The sequence below is a fragment of the Flavitalea flava genome, assembly GCF_054461575.1.
Genome location: NZ_JBTLQH010000022.1, coordinates 82,719 through 99,673, shown reverse-complemented (window position 1 = coordinate 99,673; position 16,955 = coordinate 82,719). Strand labels below are relative to the sequence as shown.

The window sequence follows — 16,955 nt, the reverse complement described above, 5'->3', positions numbered from 1 at the left end:
ATAACCCTCTTCCGGTCATAAAACAAGAAAAAATCATTCCAACCTTCTGCAGAAGCTTAAAAATTGTGCTTATTAACTAAAAGGAAGCTTAATAATTTTGGCCTGGAGGAGCTTATCGCGAACCTTGATATAAATTATTGTATCAATATTGGAGAAAAAACTATCCACATAACCCAAACCAATGGCCTTGCCAAGCGTAGGGGATTGCGTTCCGGAGCATACTTTTCCAATTATCCGGCCTGAAAAATCCTTGATCTCATAATCATGACGGGGGATCCCTTTTTCCATCATTTCAAACCCTACCAGTTTGCGGGTGATCCCCTCTGCTTTTTGGCTTTCCAGGATTGGGCGGGCGGTAAAATCCTTCGTGAATTTGGTGATCCAGCCCAGACCGGCTTCCAACGGAGAGGTTGTATCGTCGATATCATTTCCATAAAGGCAATAACCCATTTCCAACCGAAGGGTATCCCTTGCCCCCAGACCGATGGGTTTCAGCCCCTGAACGGCCCCCGCTTCAAATATTTTATTCCAGATCGTATCTGCTGCTCCGTCCTTGTCTTCAAAATAGATTTCAATTCCCCCTGCCCCGGTATACCCGGTTGCGCTGATGATAACATTCTCCACACCCGCGAGCTTCCCTTTTTCAAAAGTGTAATATTTCAGATTGAGAATATCGATATCCGTCAGCGTCTGCATGATCTTTGTCGCATTGGGCCCCTGGATGGCCAGCAGGCAGGTTTTATCGGAGATATTGTGCATCTCTGCACGCCGGTTATTGTATTTCGATATCCAGTTCCAGTCTTTTTCAATATTTGAAGCATTCACGACCAGCATATATGCCTTATTTTCTTCGAGGCAATAAACGATCAGATCGTCAACGATTCCGCCACTCTCATTGGTAAGTGCGCTGTACTGCGCCTTTCCTGCGGTTAATTTTGATGCATCATTTGTGGTGACGCGTTGGATCAGATCCAGGGCATGCTCCCCTTTGACAATGAACTCGCCCATATGGCTGACATCGAAAATTCCGGCATTGGTACGGACGGCATGATGTTCATCGTTTATACCGCTATAGCTGATGGGCATATTATAGCCGGCAAATTCAGCCATTTTCGCGCCAAGGGCAATGTGTTTTTCTGTGAAAGGAGTACTCTTCATGTATGTGATTTTGTGCGGCAAAAATATGGTTTCTCGTTCAATAAATTAAAGCAAAAAGGGCTTCCCGGCCATTGCCGGAGAAGCCCGTGTTCCAACTTCAACCAACTGATTTCAACCTTTTATTTTGATGGCTTGTCCATTTTTCCGCTTGACTTGTCCCTTCGTTGGGCCGGTTTGCCCGTCAAACCTGCCCGCTTATCGAATAAACAATGCCGACAAAAGATAAAGATGTGCATCTTCCATTCTATTCATTGCCGTACTCTTGATCACTGCCGTATCCGTTGATTTTTTGGGTTTGGCGGGCTCTGCAGGGGAGTGATACCGGTATCCGTCATTATTCGGGGAAGACTTGTCTTTGCTCTTTTTTTCCGGTCCTTTTTTTCCGGTATTATTTGTTTTATCCTCATCCTCCTCTTTATCCTCTCCCGACACCGTGTTTTTTTTATCAGTCCTCGAAAGACCGTCCGGGGTCATGATATATTCAACGTTATTCGTCCAGTGATAACTGTTATTCCAATCCCCATCATCATCCGAATCAATGCTCCAGTCATCATCGTTATGGTTGTTCCACCGGATATGCCGGTTGTTTACATTCACGTTGAACCAACGGTATCTTTCGACATTTTTGTTCACGATGATCCGCTTCCCTACCGGAATGGCTACGGCAACCAATACCTGCTGATTACGGAACTTCTGATCCCGTGTAATGGCAAACCCTTTTGGCAGATAAAGAATGCTGTCTGTCTGCCGGGGTGTGAAGGTGATCTTTTCGGCAAGGGCCTTGGCGATGGTGGGATTATTGCCGCGACTGAACCGGATCACATGCACATGATAGTCGGAATCTTCGCTTTTAAACAGGTTTATCCGAACTGTTCTTAACAGCAGGCTATCTTCATTCAAATAGTAAAAAGGACCATTCCTTTCCCAGTCAGAACTAAACAACCAGTCATTATCATTGTCGTAATAGATAACCTTATCCTCTGTGGTTTTCAGAATTAATTTTCCCTGAACAGGCTGGGAAAGCTGTAACGTTTCTTCAATATGTTGTCTTGTCCGGAAATTGTTGAAGACCATTCCGGCCAGAGCGACAAAAGAAAACAGGCCGATCACCCACAAGGCGGCAAAAGTATATCCCAGATAATGGTTTCGGGATCGCACCCCGGTGATCCTGCGGATCAACCAGGTGAGCAAGGCAATAACAGGGATAACCAGGAATAATATAAAACTTGCCCAGGCCAGGAAGTTCTGCCAGAATCCGCCCAGGAGATAACTTTTGATGGTTATAATTCCATCGCCCCGGAACGCAAATCCGATCAGAACCATGATCAGGGAAAAGGCAATGATGCCGGCGATGAATAAAAAGAAAGCTTTGAACAAAACTCCGATAGCGTGGCCAATGCCGCTGCCGGTCTTACGGAAGATCGGAGCCGCTTCGGATTTGAATGATTGGGTACTTTGTTTCATTTGTTCCCCGACTTTGGAGAACTGTTCCTGCATTTCACTGCCCATTTCTTTGGCACGGCCCTTAAAATTTTCGATATCACCGCGAATTGTATTCTTAATGGACTCCAGGTCAACTTTTTCTCCTCTCATTTCCAGTTTTTCGGAAGCGGAAACTGCTTCAGGAAGCACTATCCACAAGACCAGGTAGGTGATAAAAAGTGATCCTCCGAATCCTCCGGTAAGAAATGCCGGACCTGCATCAAAATCGAACCAGATATTACGGAAAACCGACGTTATGATACCCAGGATCAGCGGCAGTGCAAAGATCAGACGCGGGATCCAGACGTCGATATGAAAATAGGCGGCCAGACCGCTGGCTACACCTGCGATTACCCGGTCTTCTCCATTGCGATAAAGGCGTTTGCGGACATTGGCATCCAGGGATCTTGGCGGAACCACGATCCAGAGAATGATATATAAAATAAACCCGAGACCGAATCCCCCAAAAGTGATCAGTGCAAAAAGGATCCGCACAATAGCGGGGTCCAGGCGTAAATAATTAGCCAAACCGGCACAAACACCGCCCAGCAGTTTGTCATTCTCGGACCGGTAAAGCCGGCGGGGCCCTTCCTGAGAAAACGAATGCGCGCTGCTTTGCTGACCTGCGTTCCCCGGACTTCCGGTTCCGGGATCCTTTTCCGCGCTGCCTGTAGTGAAAGCGCCTGAACCGGCATTGGCTGAGGTGCCTGAATGGGGTGAACCGGCCCCTTCCTCCTGTTCGAAATCTTCCGGACGCCCCATACTGCCGATGATCGTATTTACGTCTGCATCGGTAATACAGGTAGCACCTTTTTTCAGGTTTTCAGAAAAAAGCTCTGCAAACCGGTTTTCGATATCACTGATAATTTCATCACGACCTTCTTCATTGGCGAAATAACCACGCAGGCTTTCTATATATTGCTGAAGAATTTCATAAGCAGTCTCTTCAATGGGGACTACCCTGCTATGAAAGTTTATGTTGATTATCTTTTTCATTTGAGTTGTATTTGAAGGTTGAAGTTTAGAAGGTGATCGTTTCGCCGGTTGTCCCGCTCATGCCGTTTGTCTTGTTGGTTAGAGAGTGAACGGCATTGGCCAACTCGTTCCAGGTAGCCTCCAATTCCCCGTAGAAGGCTTCTCCTTTTGGCGTTAAGGAGAAATATTTCCTCGGGGGCCCGGAATTACTTTCTACCCAGCGGTAAGTGAGCATATCGGCATTCTTTAACCGGGTAAGCAAAGGATAAAGCGTTCCCTCCAGTATATTAAGGTTGGCGCCCTTCATCTCTTCGACAATATCCGAAGGGTATGCTTCGCCGCGCCTGATAACAGAGAGAATACAAAACTCCAGGATACCTTTCCGCATCTGGCTCTGGGTGTTTTCGATATTCATACTTTAGATTTTTGAGCTTTTGCCTTTCCTCCTCCTGTCGATTGCCTTCTGTTCTTTTTCCCGAAGAGTGGGGTATGGCAGTGAATAATTATCTTGACAAACCAAAGGTAAGTACTATTTTAGTACTATGCAACACAAAGTACTGTTTTAAGGAAGGTAATTTTCATAGGCTACTAATGGCGAATGTATAAAATGCACCATGGGAGCGGTTTTCACGGAGAAAACCGGGTATATGGCAGTATGAGAAAACCGGACAAAAGGTAAAAGTCAGGGATGAATGGCAGCTAATGTTTTAGTATAAAAAATAAATTAAAAAGAGATTAAAAAAAGATATAATGAAAGCACAATAACAATTAGATTTGTGGAAGACCCCATACCGATCCGCCAATTTTATGGGTTTGACACTTGTAAAATGCCAGGATCGTGTATTTTTAAAACAACCTTTTTTACCCATGATCATCACAAGGCCAAAATCCGATCGTGTCGCCCTACGTTTGTACATAATAGCAAAATTAGCCCTATGCTTTATCGCAGGATTTTCGTCTGCGATTATGCTTTTCCGTTTGCTAAAGTTTTAGTCCATTATTTCTTCAACCCGATTTCCCTCAGACGTTCGTCCAGGTATTCTCCGGCGGTAGTATCTTTGTAATTCTTCGGATGTCCGGTATCGATGCAGCCCGGCAAACAGCCAAGACTCATACTGCTTTTTGGGTGCAAAAAGAAAGGAATGGAATAACGTGAATTATCCCATAAACTTCGCGGAGGATTTACCACCCGGTGAGTAGTGGATTTTAATTTATCATTCGTCAGTCTTTGTAACATATCCCCTACATTAACGACGATCTGTTCGGGTAAAGAAGTCACCGGCACCCATTCCTTTTGTTTGGAAAGAATCTCCAATCCTTCTGCGGACGCCCCAACCAACAAGGTGATCAGGTTGATGTCCTCGTGTTGCTCTGCGCGGATGGCCGACAGCGGCTCGCTGGTTATGGGAGGATAATGGATCGCCCGCAAAATGGAATTTCCGTTGTGCACGTACCTATCAAAGTATTTTTCATCAAGACCAAGATAAAGCGCAATGGCTCTCAAAAGAAGATTACCTGAATTCTCAAAAGACCGGTACGCTTTGGAAAAAACAGGAGAAAAAGAGGCTATTTCGGTAACCGTTAAATTAGCAGGATATTCCCATTCTATAGGATCGCTGTCGGTCACCGTTTGGCCGAATTGGAAGAACTCCTTCAAATCGGCCGCCTTACTCCCTTTGGCGTGTTCTTTGCCGAAGGAGGTGTAGCCCCGCTGTCCTGCCAGTCCGGCTATTTCATATTTCTTTTTTACATCGAGGGGCAAAGAAAAAAACTCCCTGGCATTTTCATAAAGACCGGAAATGGTTTCTTCGGCTATACCGTGATTCTTTACCGCTACAAAACCTACCTCTTCATAGGCTTTACCTAAAGCATCTACAAAGGAAGCTTTTCTTTTCGGATCGAGAGAAAACTCCGCCAAATCAACCACGGGAATAGCCATAATAATTGTTTTAGATTAACAATTTAAGTTAACAATGAATTTTGTAAGTAGCTTTAAGGGTAAAAATAATAAGTTTTGGCACACCGACCTGCAACCTTTCTTTTCCTGGCCCCTTTCCTTTTTTTGGGGTCCTGCTCCCCGGGGTACTCCCGTTATGTTTCTATTTATAAAGCGTGGCGGGATACATCAGGGACGGGCCAGCCGGATTATAGCCGCCTGGAATGCTGGGCCGCCCACCCCAATAAAAAAGATCCCTCGGACAGCATTCCCCTCCCTCTGCGGGAGGGCACGATCCAGGATTCAGTGGTTGATGTTTTTTTTCTCCACCCAACCACCCTGGTTTCTTCAAAGGATACGCAATGGAACGCTGTTATTAACGACCCTGCCCTGAATGCCAGGACCGATTATACTACTATCCTTTACCAGGCAAGCGCTTTTAATGAATGCCGTGTGTTTGCGCCAAGATACAGGCAGGCCCATATCCGGGCTTATTTTACGAAAGACAGCGCCGCCGCCCGAAGTGCATTCGACCTGGCTTATTCCGATATCCGCTCAGCTTTTCAATACTATCTGGATCATTATAACCAGGGCCGCCCAATAATTATTGCCTCACATAGCCAGGGAACGACACATGCCCAACGGCTGCTCAAAGAGTTTTTTGAGAACAGGCCGCTACAGAATAGATTGGTGGCTGCCTATATCATGGGCATGGCCATACCACGGGATTCTTTTGCTACCCTTTCTCCCTGCAGGGACTCCTGCTCCACCGGATGTCTTATCGGCTGGAGGACTTTTAAAGACGGATATGAGCCGGAATATGTAAAAGAAGAACAAGGCAGCTCCTGGGTGGTCAACCCTTTGACCTGGACTTCTTCGGAAGAGCCTGCCCCCCGAAGACTGAACAAAGGCGGCATCATTTCCAATTTTAATGAGGTTTTTCCCGGGATTACGAATGCCCGTATCCATGACGGCATCCTGTGGGTACATCGTCCATACTTCCCCGGTAGTATTTTCCTGCGAACGAAAAACTATCATATCGGGGATATCAATTTGTTTTATCTCAATATCAGGGAAAATGTCCGGACCAGGATCCGCTGTTTCTGGAAGAACTAAGACTACTAAAAACAATGGCCTGGTTAAAACTCTGCGCTTTTTGGAGTTCTTGGAAAAGCGATCACATCCCGGATATTCGTCATCCCCGTTACAAAAAGCATCATCCGTTCGAAACCTAAGCCAAAACCAGCATGGGGGACGGATCCAAAACGACGTGTATCGAGGTACCACCACATTTCCTCCACCGGAATATCCATTTCTTTCATACGGGTTTCCAGTCTTTCCAGTCTTTCTTCTCTTTGCGATCCTCCGACGATCTCCCCAATCCCGGGAACCAGGATGTCCATAGCTGCAACCGTCTTTTCATCATCGTTCTGCCGCATATAGAATGCCTTGATCTCCCTGGGGTAGCCGGTAACGATCACTGGTTTTTTAAAATGTTTTTCAACAAGATAACGCTCGTGCTCGCTTTGCATATCAATGCCCCATTTCACTTCATATTGAAACTTTTTCTTTTTGTAAGCAGGAGATTGAAGCAGTATTTCGATGGCTTCGGTATAGGAGATCCGTTCGAAATCATTATTCACCACGAACTCCAGTTTTTCGATCAAACCCATTTCACTGCGCTCTGCCTGCGGCTTTTGTTTTTCTTCCTCGGCCAGACGCTGGGATAGGAATTCCAGGTCTTCCAGGTTATGTTTCATGACATATCCGATCAGATAACGGATAAATGCTTCTGCCAAATTCATATTATCTTCCAGGTCATTGAATGCCATCTCAGGTTCGATCATCCAGAATTCTGCCAGGTGCCTTGCTGTATTGGAGTTCTCTGCCCGGAAAGTAGGGCCGAAAGTATAGATCTCACTAAAGGCCATTGCACCTAATTCCCCTTCCAATTGCCCGCTTACGGTCAGATTGGTGGCCCGGCCGAAAAAATCTTCTTTAAAATCAATATTGCCGTCTTCGCTGCGGGGTGGATTATCGAATGGAAGGGTGCTCACCCGAAAGGTTTCTCCGGCGCCTTCCGCATCAGAGGCCGTAATGATCGGCGTATGCAGGTAAACGAATCCCCTGTCGTTGAAAAATTGATGAACGGCAAAAGCCAGGGAATGCCGCACACGGAATATTGCTCCGAAAGTGCTGGTCCGGAATCGCAAGTGGGCAATTTCACGGAGATATTCCAGGCTTGGCTTATTCTTTAATTGCAAAGGATATTTGTCAGGATTGCATTCTCCCAATATTTCGACCGAACCGGCCTTAATTTCGACGGCCTGGCCTTTTCCCAGGGAAGCCACCAGTTTTCCCTGCACCTTCAGGGAAGCCCCCGGGGTAATCTTTTTCAGAAAAGCCTCCTCATAAGAACCCAATTCCACTACAATCTGCAAATTATTGTTGGTCGAACCGTCATTAAGCGCGATAAACTGATTATTTCGGAATGCCCGGACCCATCCCATTACTGTTATTTCCTGATTCTCCGGTTTTGTGGAGAGCAATTCTTTAACTTTCACTCTTGTGTTGAACATAAATCAATTCTTTAAGGTTGGCAAATATAAACCAGATCGAGCCTTTTGAAGGGAAAAATCGACTTTTTTGATGCATATAAAGGCCTGAAAAGCAGGGTTTCTTAAAAAAATTTTTTGATTTTTGGGTTTTTGTGTTAAAATTGCAGTGGAATTAAGCTGATTAGTTCATATCCAAAGCTCACAGCTCATCAGTTTTAGTCGTTCCGTTCAACATTATAATCAAAATTCATTTTTCACATTCTCAACTTAACAGACTGGCTGTTTCAGAATGAGGTTTAACTCTCAAGCTATTTTATGTACGACATTCTCCAATTGAACGACATGCTCGTTCCAGAACTGCTCGATATTGCAGAGCAGTTGAAAATTTCCGGCTCCAAGAAACTGAGTAAACAGGAACTCATCTACAAAATATTGGACAAACAAGCTGTTGTAGCAAGCGAAATTAAGCCAGACGCCGCTGATGATAAACCCAAACGCAAACGAATCATAAAGACTTCCACAGCTAATTCAACCGAAGAAGCAATCGTGGAAAGCGAGGAAGAAGCTCCGAAGAAACCGGAAGCTAAAAAAGAAAGCCGCAAAAAGGAAGAAAAACCACTCCTGAAGAAAGGAAGGAAAAAAGAAGAAGCCGAAGAAGAAGAGTCCGCTCCGCCACCCCCCCCGCCGCCACCTCCACCTCCGGTACAGACGGTAAAGGTGCTTCCCCTTAAGAACCATCCTTCTCCTGAACAGAGGAACAGGATGGAGAATGAGCAGAAGAGCCGGTTGGAAAATGAAGAGAAGAACAGGATGGAGGAAGATGAAGAAATGCCCGATGACGAAGAAAATGGCGATCAGCAATCACAGGACGACTCCGATTCCATTCCGGAAGTGAACCGTTCGGGCGATTCCATGGCGAACAAAATGTATCCCCAACGCAGGAATGAAGTTTTCAACATAGAATTTGACGGTGTAATCCAGGCGGAAGGCGTTCTTGAAATGATGCCAGACGGATATGGTTTTTTACGCAGTAGTGATTATAACTATTTGTCTTCCCCGGATGACATTTATGTTTCCCCTTCACAGATCAAATTATTCGGCTTAAAAACAGGAGATACCGTCCATGGTGCCGTACGTCCTCCCAAGGAAGGTGAAAAATATTTTGCATTACTGAAGGTTGAAACGATTAACAGTAAAGGCCCTGAAGAGGTCAGAGACAGGGTTCCCTTCGATTACCTGACCCCGTTGTTCCCTTTCGAAAAGATGAATCTTTTCACGACTCCGAGTGATTATTCAACCCGGATCATCGATCTGTTCACGCCGATCGGTAAAGGGCAGCGCGGATTGATCGTGGCGCAACCAAAGACGGGTAAGACCATGTTATTGAAGGCTGTGGCCAATGCCATTGCCGCCAATCATCCTGAATGTTACCTGATGATCGTGCTGGTGGATGAGCGCCCTGAAGAGGTCACCGACATGGAACGCAGCGTAAGAGCGGAGGTGATCGCCTCTACCTTTGATGAACCGGCTGAAAAACATGTAAAAGTTTCTACCATTGCCCTGCAAAAAGCCAAACGTCTGGTAGAATGCGGACACGATGTGGTGATCCTGCTGGATTCCATTACAAGGTTGGCTAGAGCACACAATACAGTGGCTCCGGCATCCGGTAAAGTATTATCCGGCGGTGTGGAAGCGAATGCCATGCAAAAACCCAAACAATTTTTCGGTGCTGCCCGTAAGATCGAGAACGGCGGCTCCTTAACGATCCTGGCAACCGCTCTTATCGATACCGGCTCTAAAATGGACGAGGTTATCTTCGAAGAGTTCAAGGGTACAGGAAATATGGAACTACAACTGGACCGCCGCCTGGCCAACAGACGTATCTTCCCGGCCATTGACCTGGTTGCCTCTTCCACCCGTAGAGACGACCTTCTGCTGGAAAGAGAAGTATTGCAGCGAATGAACCTGCTGCGGGTCTATCTGAATGACATGAATACAGAAGAGGCTATGAACGAATTGCTGAAACGCATGCGCGGAACCAAAAGCAATGAAGAGTTCCTGGCCAGTATGAATAGCTGAAGGCCTACCGCCCGACCCTCCAAAGGGGGAGTTGCGCAAGACGCCAAAAAAGGCGGATTTAAAAAATAAAAATATAAAAAGCCGCATCTTCTTAAAAAGGATGCGGCTTTTTCGTTGTTTCGGGGGCTATACCAGCCCGTCGATCTTTTTAGCCAATTTATGATCCTTTTCGGTGACAGTATTGCCTGCATCATGGGTGGAAAGCCAGATTTCCACCTGATTGTAAACATTGGTCCACAGTGGATGATGATCCATTTTTTCAGCTGCCAGCGCAACCCTTGTCATAAAGGAGAAGGCCCCGGAAAAATCTTTAAACTCGAATTTTCTGTAAAGGCTATTGTTTTTTTCTTCCCACATATAAAAAAACGTTTAGTTGCAAAGTGTTGAATTACTACAAGCCTCAAGCCTAAAACCTAAAGCTAAAAGCTTCAAGGTTCTCAAAAGATCAAATGTCCTTTATTTCTGATCTTATCCTGCGCCAGTTCCATGACCAATTGTACTCCGGGAACCGTTTTAATGGAGTTCATCAAGTCCTTCAACTTATCATCAGCCACCATGTCGCCTTTTAAAAGCCATAAAAAATCAAGATGTTTAAATTCAGGAAGAAGGTATTCGCCGTCGAACTGATTATTATACAGGAAATGTTTCAGACAGTTGCCGGACTCGGGGTATTCATAAACCTGAAAGAAGTATTGACGCTGTTTTTTTGTCAATTGTATTTCGATCTCGTTGTTGATCCTGAAATCAAACCGAAACCGGTTATTCATATGCCAGCAGAACAGGTAATCCTTAACCGGCGCAACAACGCCCAGCAAACGGGTGTCTTCAAAAAACTCACCCGCCAGATCATCTATCGTCAATTTTAATTTCATCAGTTCACTTAGATTTTTTTACAGGTCAGATGGATCTTGCGATTCATCAGTTCATAATCTAAAACTGCACCGGCCCTTCCAATACCTCATTCCCGCGCCGGTATTTCACTCTTGTAGTATCTCCTTTTTTGAAAGTAGCCAGCGCTTCCATATATTTTTGAATAGAAGTTACGGGGAAATTTCCTAACTGCACAATTACATCACCTGGCTTCAGCCCGGCTATCTGAGCAGGCCTGCCTTCTGTGACGCCATCTGCCCTTACCCCGGCACCGCTAAAAGCATAGTCCGGCATAATACCCAGCGTAACCGTGAACCGGGGGCCGCCCATTTGCGTTTCCCGGGTTTTGGCAAAAGCAATCCTGCCTTTATTATTCAGATTTTCAATAATAGCATAGATGAACTTCAGCACCTGTAATTCGCCTGTATAGTTGATCTTGTCATAATCGTCCGTTGGCTTATGGTAATCACTGTGTATGCCGGTGAAAAAGAAAAGGACCGGGATGTCCTTGCGATAAAAAGAAGTATGGTCGCTGGGACCTGTTCCGCTGCTGTCAAATTTAAAGGAAAAGCTGTTTTTATCCCCGCAGTTGGCGATTGCCTCACTCCAAACCGGTGATGTCCCATAACCGCCGATAGTCAGCGCATGGGTACTGTCATTCAACCTGCCAACCATATCCAGATTGATCATATAATTTACCTGCTTCAGATCGGTTGTCGGGTGTTCCACAAAATATTTGGACCCGAACAGCCCCAATTCCTCCCCGGAAAAAGCGATAAAAAGATAATTGTTGTTTTTAAGCTTTGAACCTTTCAGCTGGCGGGCCAGTTCGATAACAGCCGAAACGCCGCTGGCATTGTCATCTGCACCCTTAAATATGCGTCTTTCAGAACCATGGTAAAGAGAATTACTGTCTTCCCCATAACCCAAATGGTCATAATGAGCTCCGATAACCACCGTGACCGGCGCTCCATTATCCAGATAACCTACCACATTATGCCCGGTCCGTTTTTTTTCAGTAAAACCGAGCTTCATTTTAATATTCACAGAAGCAGCTTCATCTTTCAGGTATTTCTTTTTTGCCTGCCTTGTAATATAAAAAACCGGAATGACTACTGTTTCGGACCTGTCTTTGGGATCGAAAACAAGATTATCTGCAATTTTCGAAGAATTGTAAAGAATTACGGCCGTAGCGCCTTTTTTCGCATATTCCTTAATTTTGCCATGTATGGCCTCGTTAAGATCGAAATGCGGATGGCTCCTGTTTGCTTCCAACAGGTCCTTCAAATCCACGAACCACGGCTCCCCACTTTCCTGCAAGGCTACGGCCGGGGAACCCGAAACTGGTTTTACCGCACTCCAGGCCATGGGGAAATAGTCTTTATTCAGGATAAACTCCTGGTCTTCCACCGAAAATGAGGTTTCGGGACCTATCTGACGGCCTTCATTGATCTCAAATGCCTGAAGCCAGCCATGCTGGTCCCCAAGAGGCCGGAGACCCTCTTTCATGAATTCTATACTGATGTAATCACTGGCCAGTTTTTCACCCGGAGATCCTGCCCTTCTACCCTCCAGTTTGTCGTCAGCGAGGTAACGAATATGCGTTTCCAGGTTGGTCAGGGTGATTTTATCGGCTTTTTTCAGTTTTTGAGCAAAAGAAGGCAGAAAGGGAAGGGCAAGGACAAAGGTGAGGACGGTAGTACGAAGGGCCATAAAAATCAATTTAATAGAATGATCTTTGGACGCAAAGTTATAGCGGCAGACGGCTATTCCAAGAGGAAGCCAGGAAATATTTACTCCCCCTTTAGGGAGTTGGGGGGTGGGGCCATGAATAATTGACTAAAACTTTTCCACACTCACTTTTTTTCCTTTAATTTTACAGATTGCCCTTTTTTGAACCTGTAGGCAGTACCCATTATGCCCTGAATGGCTAAATGGTTAACTGGCCGTTGCTACAAAAAATTGCCAACTGAAAACTGATAACTCTAAAGAATGGCCTTACCGCACCTTATAAAATATGTGTATACCAATGGGACCGATGAAGTGATTCGCCGGGGAAAGAAGATTCATGCCATCGGTTATGTCGAGCTTATCGAATACGACGAACTATTCGAATCTGTCACTTTTCGTGTAAAAGATGACAGTTACGCTACTTATTACAAGGTATACGTTCAGAAATTCAAGGACGCCAAGACGCTTTCCATACGATGCAGCTGTCCCTATAACCTGGGGGATATCTGCCGTCATGAAGCCGGAGCTCTGATCCAGTTACAGGAACTCCTGGACCGGAATATGCTGAAGGCCCAGGAAGTGCAATACGACCAGCAGCATACGGTCGTGAAAATGAAATTCATCGATCTGAAAAGCATCAGATTATTATGTTCCCCCCAGACCCTGGAGGATACCGAAAAATTCCTGGGAACACAAAAGGCCAAAATATCATCTGCCAAAGATGAGATGGTCAAGGCCTCGGTTGAACTCGACGGAAAGGTTTACCAGGTGGTCATCCGCAAAAATGAGGAAAGGAATTTCGATACCAGCAGCGATTACCCTGATACAGCGCATCCCTTATGTCTTCCTAAAGTGATCGTTTTTTTGCAGTTGCTGCAGGCACATGGCGCCTATTACTTTGACAGTATCCGCAATTGGGATAAAGAAAAAAATAAATTGCTTGAAGCCTATGGTTATTCCCTGTCCGATGATCTGAAAGGGAAGTTTGAATTTACGTATAAGGAAGGAAAACCCTTTTTACGGGTGTTGGATATGTCTATCAAGCGGATAGCTCCTGTCGCCTTGGGAAGACCAAGGATCGCTGAGGCAGACCTTCAGCCTGCCGTTATTACAGAAGAAGAAAAACCTGCTGGTAATGTGCAGCGCATTGGGATCGTATTCAATTTCAATTACGGTAGTTTTCCGGGTTTTGCGCTGGACGCTGTTGCGGGTGAAAGTAATGAGGAGCAATCTTCCTATTCCGGGAAGGTCGAGAAGATGGATCTCTCCAAATTCATTAACACGGATCCTTTTAACGAACCCGATAAACAACTGATCCCCTCCCTTCGCAAAATGCAGGGATCGGAGATTAATAAATACCTGAACCGGAATTCTCCTTTCAGCGGGATTTGGGAAAATATCATACATCATGAAGAAGATGATCTTCCCGAGGAAACGAAGAAATTAATGGTGGAATACCTTCACCCGAAACTAAAGAAGTTATTCGTGGAGGTAAATGCAAACCCATTTATTTTCTATCTGAATGGGCACAAACCTTTCAAAACGGCCAACCTGCAACCGGTTGGCATTACGGGTGAGACCATTACCCCTTTTTTCCAGGTAACGATTCAGGGCGAGAAATTTGAACTGTCCTGTTATGTAAAGATCAACGGACAACCCGTCGAGATCACACAGAACGAATGTGACAGCAGTTTGCTTTTCTTTTATAATAATAACCTCTACCTCTGGAATAAACCGGAGGATATCGCCCTGGTGGAAAAATTTGCCAGCAAACAAAAATGGATTATCGAAAAGGAGGATTGGCCTGCACAGTTAAAAGACTTTATTCTTCCGCTCACCAAGGATTATCATGTTGAGTTTGACGATGAATTGGTAAAAGAAGTGAAGGACGGAGATCCTGAAAGAAGATTATTGTTACAGGAAAAAGGAGATTACCTGGTCTTTCAACCTTTATTTTCCTATAAAGGATTTGAGACAAGGCCAGGCGGAAAAGATGAGATCATCGTTCCCGATGGAGCGCAGGTGCTGATCGTTCACCGGAATAAGGAGGCAGAATTACAGTTTTTCAGAAAACTGGAATCGCTTCATTCACAGTTCATTCATCCGGAAGGATCCTATAGCCTGGCCTTGAAAGGGGCTGACGTGTTAAAGAATAACTGGTTCTTTCTTTTCGTAGACGCCATGGAGGAAATGAAAATTCCCGTCTATGGTTTCGAAGCCCTGAAAAACTTCCGTTTTAATACGGCCAAACCCCAGACCAAGATCCATATCAGCAGCAATACCGATTGGTTCGACGCACGGGTGGATATCGAGTTCGGCGATCAGAAAGTAACAATAGCCGATGTAAAAAAGGCATTGGCCAACCGTCAGCAGTTCGTACCTCTGGATGACGGCACCCTGGGTGTATTACCGGAAGAGTGGATTAAAAAGTATTCCTTGTTGTTCCGGGTCGGGGAAGGTAAAAGCAATCAGCTCCGTCTTTCGAAATATCACATGAGTGTGATCGATGAACTCTACGATAACCGTAACGAGGAAGAGCTGATCATCCGGCTGGAAGAAAAATACGAACAATTGCGGGAATTCAACCGTATAAAGGAAATACCACCCCCTGCCCATCTGGAGGCTATTCTAAGGCCATACCAGGTTCATGGGTTCCACTGGCTGAATTATTTACAGGAAGTCAATTGGGGCGGCATTCTGGCAGATGACATGGGTCTGGGTAAAACTATCCAGGCCCTCTCTTATCTGCACTATTATAAGGATACCCATCAGAAGCTGACCGCCCTGGTCGTCTGCCCTACCACGCTTATGTTCAACTGGGAGAATGAGATTCGGAAATTCTCTCCCAGCCTGACCTATCATATCCACCATGGGGGGGACAGGTCACGCAATAAACAAGCTCTTTCGGAATTTAATGTGATCATTACCACGTACGGGACCCTGCGCAGCGATATCAAACTATTTGTCGATATCCCTTTTGATTATGCCGTACTGGATGAATCGCAGGCCATAAAGAACCCAGCCAGCAAAGTGACGAAAGCCGCCTGCCTGCTGCGTGCCAAACACCGCATTTGTATGAGCGGTACGCCCCTGCAAAACAACACCTTCGATATATTTGCCCAAATGAACTTCCTGAATCCTGGTATGCTGGGCAGCATTGAATTCTTTCGCCAGGAATTCGCAGTGCCTATCGATAAATTCGGCGAGCAGGACCGGAAGGACCATTTACGGAAGTTATTATATCCCTTTATTCTCAGGCGAACCAAAGAACAGGTTGCCAAGGATCTCCCTGATAAAACAGAGACTATCCTGTTCTGTGAAATGGAGGACGAACAAAGGAACGTTTATGAAGCCTACCGGAACGATTACCGGGATAAGATCCTGGGAACGATCGAAACCCAGGGTATCCAGCGGTCCCAGCTTACTATTTTACAGGGCCTGATGAAATTACGCCAGATTTGCGATTCCCCTGCCATTCTTAACGAGACAGACAGATACCCCAACCATTCTATCAAGCTCGACGAGCTGGCCAGGGAGATCACCGAAAATATCGGAGACCATAAGGCGTTGATCTTTTCCCAGTTCCTGGGTATGCTTGCCCTGATCCGCGAAAGGCTGAAAGAACTCGGTGTCAAATATGAATATTTTGACGGAAGCACATCCGCCCAGGAAAGAGAGCGGGCCATTCAAAGCTTTCAGAACGATGATTCCTGCCGTGTTTTCCTTATCTCCTTAAAAGCCGGGGGCGTTGGTCTTAACTTAACGGCCGCCGACTATGTATATATTGTGGACCCCTGGTGGAACCCGGCCGTGGAACAACAAGCCATCGACCGTACCCACCGTATCGGCCAGACCAAGAATATTTTTGCCTACCGTATGATCTGTAAAGACACGATCGAAGATAAGATCCTCCAATTACAGGAAAAGAAGCGGATTTTAGCCCGGGACCTGATTGCGGATGACGACGGATTTGTGAAGAGCCTCACCAGGGCCGATGTGGAATACCTGTTCTCTTAAAAAGGGATCCAGTCCATATTGACCGATAGATACCGGGGAACAACCTGCTTGTTCACCCTACGGACCCCGCCTTTTTGCCACTGGTAACTTCTCCGGATATACCTGAGTAAACGACCTGTTATTTTAGCAGCTATGTTTCATCTCCTGAA

Annotated in this window: 11 protein-coding genes; 3 read left to right on the top strand and 8 right to left on the bottom strand. The window is 45.6% G+C overall.

The window, feature by feature from the left end:
- Window positions 1-72: 72 nt before the first annotated feature.
- From gcvT to ACX0G9_RS18855, 4 genes are all read right to left on the bottom strand, one after another.
- Window positions 73-1,158, bottom strand: a complete 1,086-nt coding sequence (gene gcvT / locus ACX0G9_RS18870) for a glycine cleavage system aminomethyltransferase GcvT (RefSeq protein WP_459066505.1) — start codon at window positions 1,156-1,158, stop codon at window positions 73-75.
- Window positions 1,159-1,353: 195 nt separating this feature from the next.
- A complete protein-coding gene (locus ACX0G9_RS18865; protein WP_459066504.1) occupies window positions 1,354-3,636 on the bottom strand; it encodes a PspC domain-containing protein in 2,283 nt (760 codons plus the stop codon).
- A 25-nt stretch (window positions 3,637-3,661) separates the two neighbouring features.
- Window positions 3,662-4,030, bottom strand: a complete 369-nt coding sequence (locus tag ACX0G9_RS18860) for a PadR family transcriptional regulator (protein WP_459066503.1) — start codon at window positions 4,028-4,030, stop codon at window positions 3,662-3,664.
- A gap of 582 nt (window positions 4,031-4,612) precedes the next feature.
- Window positions 4,613-5,554, bottom strand: a complete 942-nt coding sequence (locus ACX0G9_RS18855) for an isopenicillin N synthase family dioxygenase (protein ID WP_459066502.1) — start codon at window positions 5,552-5,554, stop codon at window positions 4,613-4,615.
- A gap of 75 nt (window positions 5,555-5,629) precedes the next feature.
- Here ACX0G9_RS18855 and ACX0G9_RS18850 point away from each other — a divergent pair, with 75 nt between their 5' ends.
- The gene (locus tag ACX0G9_RS18850; RefSeq protein WP_459066501.1) at window positions 5,630-6,667 is read left to right on the top strand and encodes a DUF3089 domain-containing protein; all 1,038 of its coding nucleotides are present in this window, start codon (window positions 5,630-5,632) and stop codon (window positions 6,665-6,667) included.
- 23 nt (window positions 6,668-6,690) lie between these two features.
- Here the strand turns inward: ACX0G9_RS18850 and asnS are convergent, their stop codons facing one another.
- Window positions 6,691-8,130, bottom strand: a complete 1,440-nt coding sequence (gene asnS / locus ACX0G9_RS18845; RefSeq protein WP_459066500.1) for an asparagine--tRNA ligase — start codon at window positions 8,128-8,130, stop codon at window positions 6,691-6,693.
- Between the two features lie 294 nt (window positions 8,131-8,424).
- Here asnS and rho point away from each other — a divergent pair, with 294 nt between their 5' ends.
- Window positions 8,425-10,188 (top strand): transcription termination factor Rho, encoded by a 1,764-nt coding sequence (rho, locus tag ACX0G9_RS18840; RefSeq protein ID WP_459066499.1) that lies wholly within the window; start codon window positions 8,425-8,427, stop codon window positions 10,186-10,188.
- Between the two features lie 126 nt (window positions 10,189-10,314).
- On the opposite strand, the gene ACX0G9_RS18835 is transcribed toward rho, so the two are convergent.
- The 3 genes from ACX0G9_RS18835 to ACX0G9_RS18825 form a co-directional block, all read right to left on the bottom strand.
- Window positions 10,315-10,545 carry a 4a-hydroxytetrahydrobiopterin dehydratase gene (locus ACX0G9_RS18835; RefSeq protein WP_459066498.1) on the bottom strand — a complete coding sequence of 77 codons (231 nt, stop codon included), beginning with the start codon at window positions 10,543-10,545 and terminating at the stop codon, window positions 10,315-10,317.
- Between the two features lie 80 nt (window positions 10,546-10,625).
- Complete coding sequence (locus ACX0G9_RS18830; protein WP_459066497.1) at window positions 10,626-11,060, bottom strand: IPExxxVDY family protein; 435 nt, start codon at window positions 11,058-11,060, stop codon at window positions 10,626-10,628.
- 58 nt (window positions 11,061-11,118) lie between these two features.
- Window positions 11,119-12,771: a M20/M25/M40 family metallo-hydrolase gene (locus tag ACX0G9_RS18825; RefSeq protein WP_459066496.1), complete on the bottom strand. Its 1,653-nt coding sequence runs from the start codon at window positions 12,769-12,771 to the stop codon at window positions 11,119-11,121.
- 279 nt (window positions 12,772-13,050) lie between these two features.
- Here ACX0G9_RS18825 and ACX0G9_RS18820 point away from each other — a divergent pair, with 279 nt between their 5' ends.
- Window positions 13,051-16,806 (top strand): DEAD/DEAH box helicase, encoded by a 3,756-nt coding sequence (locus ACX0G9_RS18820; protein WP_459066495.1) that lies wholly within the window; start codon window positions 13,051-13,053, stop codon window positions 16,804-16,806.
- Window positions 16,807-16,955: the final 149 nt, after the last annotated feature.